The organism is Bradyrhizobium sp. 45 (assembly GCF_023073155.1).
GTDB lineage: Bacteria > Pseudomonadota > Alphaproteobacteria > Rhizobiales > Xanthobacteraceae > Bradyrhizobium > Bradyrhizobium canariense_D.
Genome location: NZ_JADPIX010000038.1, coordinates 77,546 through 83,635 on the forward strand (window position 1 = coordinate 77,546; position 6,090 = coordinate 83,635).

Annotated in this window: 4 protein-coding genes and 1 tRNA gene; 4 read left to right on the forward strand and 1 reads right to left on the reverse strand. The window is 63.8% G+C overall.

Annotated elements, in window-relative coordinates; all coding sequences use genetic code 11:
* Nucleotides 1-89: 89 nt before the first annotated feature.
* Nucleotides 90-1,319 carry an ABC transporter substrate-binding protein gene (locus IVB42_RS05935; RefSeq protein WP_018456163.1) on the forward strand — a complete coding sequence of 410 codons (1,230 nt, stop codon included), beginning with the start codon at nt 90-92 and terminating at the stop codon, nt 1,317-1,319.
* Nucleotides 1,320-1,503: 184 nt separating this feature from the next.
* Here the strand turns inward: IVB42_RS05935 and IVB42_RS05940 are convergent, their stop codons facing one another.
* The gene (locus IVB42_RS05940; RefSeq protein WP_247397686.1) at nt 1,504-2,481 is read right to left on the reverse strand and encodes a TAXI family TRAP transporter solute-binding subunit; all 978 of its coding nucleotides are present in this window, start codon (nt 2,479-2,481) and stop codon (nt 1,504-1,506) included.
* Between the two features lie 106 nt (nt 2,482-2,587).
* On the opposite strand from IVB42_RS05940, the gene IVB42_RS05945 reads away from it, so the two are divergent.
* The 3 genes from IVB42_RS05945 to IVB42_RS05955 all read left to right on the forward strand — a co-directional run bounded on the left by IVB42_RS05945 (nt 2,588) and on the right by IVB42_RS05955 (nt 6,068).
* Entirely contained in the window at nt 2,588-3,562 is a 975-nt protein-coding gene (locus tag IVB42_RS05945; protein WP_039799642.1) for a tripartite tricarboxylate transporter substrate binding protein, read from the forward strand.
* A 381-nt stretch (nt 3,563-3,943) separates the two neighbouring features.
* Nucleotides 3,944-4,019: transfer RNA gene (locus IVB42_RS05950), tRNA-Ile, on the forward strand.
* A gap of 363 nt (nt 4,020-4,382) precedes the next feature.
* Entirely contained in the window at nt 4,383-6,068 is a 1,686-nt protein-coding gene (locus IVB42_RS05955) for a transposase family protein (RefSeq protein ID WP_247469845.1), read from the forward strand.
* The last annotated feature ends 22 nt before the right edge of the window (nt 6,069-6,090 follow it).

The following is a 6,090-nucleotide window of genomic DNA, read 5'->3' on the forward strand; positions in this document are numbered from 1 at the left end:
CCGCCCCCAAATAGTTGCAAAAGAAACCAATTCAGCCGGGCCATACCCGGGGTACACCGGCCAACGCGCCGGATCAGGGGAGGACAAATATGAAGCCAACGAGATTTGGACTGCCGGTCGCTGCCGGCTTTGCAGCGACGTTCCTGGCGGCGACGCTGCTGCCGGGCGCCGCAATGGCGCAGGTGTCCGACGACGTCGTCAAGATCGGCGTGCTCACCGACATGAACGGTCCGGCCTCGGCGCCGACCGGCCAGGGTTCGGTGACGGCGGCGCAGATGGCGATCGACGATTTCGGCGGCACCGTGCTCGGCAAGCCGATCAGCATCGTCGTCGGCGACCACCAGCTCAAGGCCGATATCGGCGGCGCGATTGCGCGGCGCTGGTACGACGTCGACCAGGTCGATCTGATCGTCGACGTGCCGGTCTCCGCGGTCGGGCTCGCGGTGCAGAACATGGCCAACGAGAAGAAGCGGCTGTTCATCACCCACTCCACCGGCACCGCGGATTTCCACGGCAAGTTCTGCTCGCCTTATGCGATCCAGTGGGTGTTCGACACCCGCGCGCTCGCGGTCGGCACCGCGGACGCGGTGGTCAAGCGCGGCGGCGACAGCTGGTTCTTCATCACCGACGATTATGCCTTCGGCCATTCGCTGGAGCGCGACGCCTCGGCGGTCGTGACCGCCAATGGCGGCAAGGTGCTGGGCTCGGTGAAGCCGCCGCTGGCGACGCCCGACCTCTCCTCCTTCGTGCTGCAAGCGCAGGCCTCCAAGGCCAAGATCATCGGCATTGCGGCGGGTCCGCCGAACAACATGAACGAGATCAAGACCGGCTCCGAATTCGGCGTGTTCAAGGGCGGCCAGCAGATGGCGGCGCTGCTGGCGCTGATCACCGACATCCACGGCCTCGGCCTGCAGGCAGCCCAAGGGCTGTTGCTGACGACATCGTTCTATTGGGACCTGGACGACAAGACCCGCGAATGGTCGAAGCGCTACTTCGCCAAGATGAACAAGATGCCGTCGATGTGGCAGGCCGGCGTCTATTCGAGCGTGATGCACTATCTCAACGCCATCAAGGACACCGGCACCGACGATCCGCTCAAGGTGGCCGCCAAGATGCGGGAAAAGCCGATCGAGGATTTCTTCGCCCGCAATGGCCGCTTACGCGAAGACAATCTGATGGTGCACGATCTGTGGCTGGTGCAGGTGAAGACGCCGGAGGAAAGCAAATATCCGTGGGACTATTACAAGATCCTCACCACGATCTCGGGCGACAAGGCGTTCGGTCCGCCGGACCCGGCGTGCGCGATGGTGAAGAAGTGAGGGTGTAGCGACGCCGCGCTGACGGTGCACCCTCTCCCCTTGCGGGAGAGGGTGGATTCGCGAAGCGAAGCCGGGTGAGGGGTCGTCTCCGCGAGTCCAACTCGCTGTTGAGTTCGCGGAGAGATACCCCTCATCCGGCGCTTCGCGCCACCTTCTCCCACAGGGGGAGAAGGAAGGAAGCGCGCTACTTCACCACCCCGATCTCGCGAAAGTACTTGATCACGCCGGGATGGATCAGCTCGGGCTTCGGCGCGGCGGCGACGGTGTTCGCGGCCGTAGTCTCGCAGGCTTGCGCGAGCTGCTTGCAGAAGGTCGGCTCGACACCGTGAAGCGTCTTCGCCAGGCGATAGGCGACATCGTCAGGCAAATCTTCGCGTGTCAGCACAAAGCTCCAGGAGCCGAGCGAGGCGATCGGCTCGGACTGGTTCGGGTAGCTGCCGGCCGGCACGGTGAGCGGCTTCAGGAAGGCATGCTTGGCGCGGATGCGCGCGATCTCCTCGGCACTGGGCGCGATGAAGCGCGCGCCTGATACGCTAGAGGCCACCGCCGCGAAACCGGGCCAGCCGATGCCGGCGCCCCAGAGTGCTGCGACGCGGCCATCCTCGACCATCGCGGGGCCGTCGCCGGCGCGGTCGAGATAGATCGCCTTGAAGTCCTCGTCCTGCTTCAACCCGAGACCATCGAGCACGTAGCGCGCCAGGATCGGCAGGCCCGAGCCCTTGGCGCCGAATGCGACGGGCTGACCGACGAGATCGCGAATCGCCTTGTAGGGACTATCGGCGCGCACCACGAACATGCCGGGGTTGGAATAAATCGCCGTGAGAATCTTCAGCGCGACCTTCGCGCGGCCGATGCCGGCGAAGGCTTCATAGGCCGGCTCGCCCGCGACCAGGGCGAGATCGAGCGCGACCTTCTCCAAGAGCGGAATGTTCTCGTTGCTGCCCTTGGTGTTGCGCGGGGCGATGATCACTTGCGGATCGGCCGCGTTCATCACTTGCGCAAAGGCGTTGCCATAGAGCGGAAAACCGCCGCCGGGCGTCGCAGTGCCCAAGCTGATCGTCAGGCTGGGTGTGTTGGTCGGAATGGCGTTGGCTCCGGTTTGAGCGGCGGCGGGGCTTGAAAGCAGCGCCGCGCCGAGCAGGAAAACAAAAGCGAATCTCATGGTCGGTCCCGGCGGGGGCGCGTCAACATCGACTTGCGGGATGTAGGCAGCGCCCCGATTTTGTGAAAGCATGCAGCCCAACGACAATAGAACAATGGGAGACGTCATGTTGCGAATTTTGCGTAACAGTGTTTGCGGGCTGGTTTTCCTTTCAACGCTGTTGGGCGCCGCACCTCCCGCCTCCGCCGCTTATCCCGACCGTCCCGTGCACTGGATCATCGGCTTCTCCGCCGGCGGCCCGGTCGATATCGTGGCGCGGATCATGGCGCAGTGGCTGACCGACCGCCTCGGCCAGCAGTTCATCGTCGAGAACCGCACCGGCTCGGGCGGCAACATCGCGGCCGCTGCCGCGATCACCTCGCCGCCGGACGGCTACACGCTGCTGTTCGTCGCGCCCAACAACGCGATCTCGACCTCGCTCTACAAGAAGCTGCCGTTCGACTTCCTGCGCGACACCGTGCCGGTCGCGAGCATCATGCAGCTCACCAACATGCTGGTGGTCTCCAACGCGTTCCCGGCGAAGACGGTTCAGGAGTTCATCGACTACTGCAAGGCCAATCCCGGCAAAATCTCCTTTGCCTCGTCCGGCAACGGCACCTCGGTGCACATGTCGGCGGAGCTGTTCAAGGTGATGTCCAAGTGCGACATGGTGCACGTGCCCTATCGGGGATCTGCGATCGCGTTCCCCGACATCATCTCCAACAAGGTGCAGCTGATCTTCGACAACCTGCCCTCCGCGATGGAGCAGGCCAAGGGCGGCAATGTCCGCGCGCTCGGCGTCACCTCGCCGCAGCGCTGGCCGAGCGTGCCCGATGTGCCCGCGATCGCCGAGACGTTGCCCGGCTTCGAATCGGTCGGCTTCTACGGCATCTCCGCGCCGAAGGGCACGCCGCAGGACGTGATCGAGATCCTTAACAAGGCCGTCAACGAGGCGCTGAAGGACCCGAAGCTGGTCGCGCGCCTCACCGAGACCGGCGGCATCCCCAAGCCGATGACGCCGGCCGAGTTCGGCAAGCTGGTCACCGACGAGACCGAGAAGTGGCGCAAGGTGGTGGAGTTCGCCGGCGTGTCGGTGGACTAGCGCCTGCGGAACTGCCGCGCGCCGGCAGCGCGCCAACGCGACATCGGAGGGGATCGGAAGCCCCCTCCCAACAAAATGTGCGAAAACAACCCCATGCACAGTAGAAAGATCAAGGGATCACAAGAGGTTACGGATCGAGAACCGAGCCCCCTGGCGCGATTGCCAGAGGGCGGGGGCGAAGACTCGGCGAGGTGGGCTTGCGCCGTCGGGCAAAACAGGACTATAAGGGCATCATCGCCAATTTCGGTTATTCAAAAATATCAGGCCTTGCTGCGCCGGCGCTCCCATCCGCCAGAGCCAGCATTGCACCCCCGCCTCCGTCCCTGTAAACGAACCGCGCACCGTTGCCGGCCGCGCAGTCCCGCGAGCCGTCTCGCGGCGGGGCCTGTAGCTCAATGGTTAGAGCCGGCCGCTCATAACGGTCTGGTTGCAGGTTCGAGTCCTGCCGGGCCCACCAATGAAAGCACTTTTTATCGGTTCGCAGCGGACTTGACTCGGATTCGCAAGATCTGACTCTTGCGCCTCAACTAGCGGAGCCCGTCGCTGAATTCGTAGGGTCCCGAGGGGAATGAGCCTGATTTTTCAAATCTGCCGGGACGATGAACCAAATGGGCCGGTAATCGGTCACTCTTTCCAAAAGAATACCTTCACAGCAGTTGGCTCGATGTCCACGTCGGGTATTCCTCGCGTGCCGCAGTGGCTTGGCCGCGCCTTTGTGTGCTGGGACATATAAGAGTGCGCATTGCCTCACCCAGAATGTTACTGGACAACTTCTCGCCGGTGAATGCAGCGGCGCCACCAAATTGGTTCGGTGGCCTCCATGGCGGGAAAGATCAGCATGGGCGCGAGGCGCGAGGTGGTGTCGGCGGTGATGGAACGTTACCGATCGGCCAAACGAGCGGAGAAGGGGCGGATCCTTGACGAGCTGTGCGCGAGGACGGGCTGGCATCGCAAGCATGCGGTGCGCGCACTCCGGCGACGCGCAACGGTTGGGCCCGGCGCAGTTGAGGCACCGCGAGAGCGCAAGCGTAGATATGGCGCGACGATCAAGGACGCGATGACGGCGCTGTGGGAGGCGTCGGATCGGGTGTGCGGCAAGCGGCTCAAGGTGATGATCCCGACCTTGCTGCCTGCCCTCGAGCAACATGGCCGATTGCGACTTGGCCAGGCGGATCGTGACTGTGTTCTCTCGATCAGCCCCGCAACCATCGACCGCCTGCTCGTGGACGTGAAGGTCGCGGCGAGCGGTGGCAGGCGACGCCGTGCCGGATTTTATTCGGCAATCCGGCGCGAGGTCCCGATCCGCACGTTCAATGACTGGAACAGCCCGCCGCCTGGCTTCTGCGAGGTCGACATGGTCGCCCATGGCGGAACGTCGGTGGCTGGCTCGTTCATCCAGACTTTGACGATGGTCGATGTCGCCACGGGCTGGACGGAGTGTCTGCCGTTGGTGACGCGGGAAGGTTCGCTGGTCGTCGAGGCGATCAACCGCGCACAGAGCCTGTTCCCCTGGCTGTTGCGCGGCGTCGACTTCGACAACGACAGCGCCTTCATGAACGATGTCGTAGTGCCATGGTGTCGCGAACAGAAGCTCGAAGTCACACGCTCGCGCGCCTACAAGAAGAACGATCAGGCGTTCGTCGAGCAGAAGAATGGTGCCGTCGTCCGCCGCCTCATGGGTTATGGCCGCTTCGATGGCGTCGAGACGGCGCGCGTGATGGGTCGCCTCTATGCGGCGGCAAGGCTCTACGTCAACTTCTTCCAGCCGTCATTCAAGCTGAAGGAGAAGCGCCGCGAAGGGGCTAAAGTGATCAAGCGCTATCATCTCCCATCAACACCCTATGAGCGTGCATTGGCGCATCCCAAGGTCACCGCAGCCGTAAAGAAGCGGCTGCGCGATCAGTATCGCTCGCTCGATCCGGTCGGGCTGTTGGCCGAGATTCGCGCGACCCAGGACGAACTCGGCAATCGCGTCGATCGTCGTGCCGGACAAGTGCGCGGCCTGCAAGCCGCCAGCACGAGCACCGCGCCAGCCACCACAGCCACCTTTGCGAAGACGCTCGGCAAGACGACGACCTCCGGCGAGCCACGTGCCACACACCGGCGCACCCGTCGGCCCTATAAAACCAGGGTTCGCATGCCGTCCAAGCTCGATCCGCATATTGCTGTGATCGAGGGTTGGCTCGCCGAGCAGCCGCAGCTAACTGCGCTCACCATTGTCTGCCGGCTGAGCGAGAAATACCCCGAGGATTTCGGGCCGACGCAGCATTCTATTGTGCAGCGTCTGCTGAGGGTGCTTCGACGGAAGACTGTTAAGCAGTTGCTCGCGAAGGAGCCGCTTGCGGACGTCACGACCGCAGCCCCATTGCCCGGGGTTGTGGACGGCTCGGGCTATGTAGGGCCCGACCCGCCCACAGCCCCTCTCATCGAGCAAGCCGGGAAAGCTACCTGGCGCGACCCATCAGGCGACCTCGGATCGTCATCGGCCACGGCGCCGCCAGGGTAACATCTGCAAGTGAGGCAATACG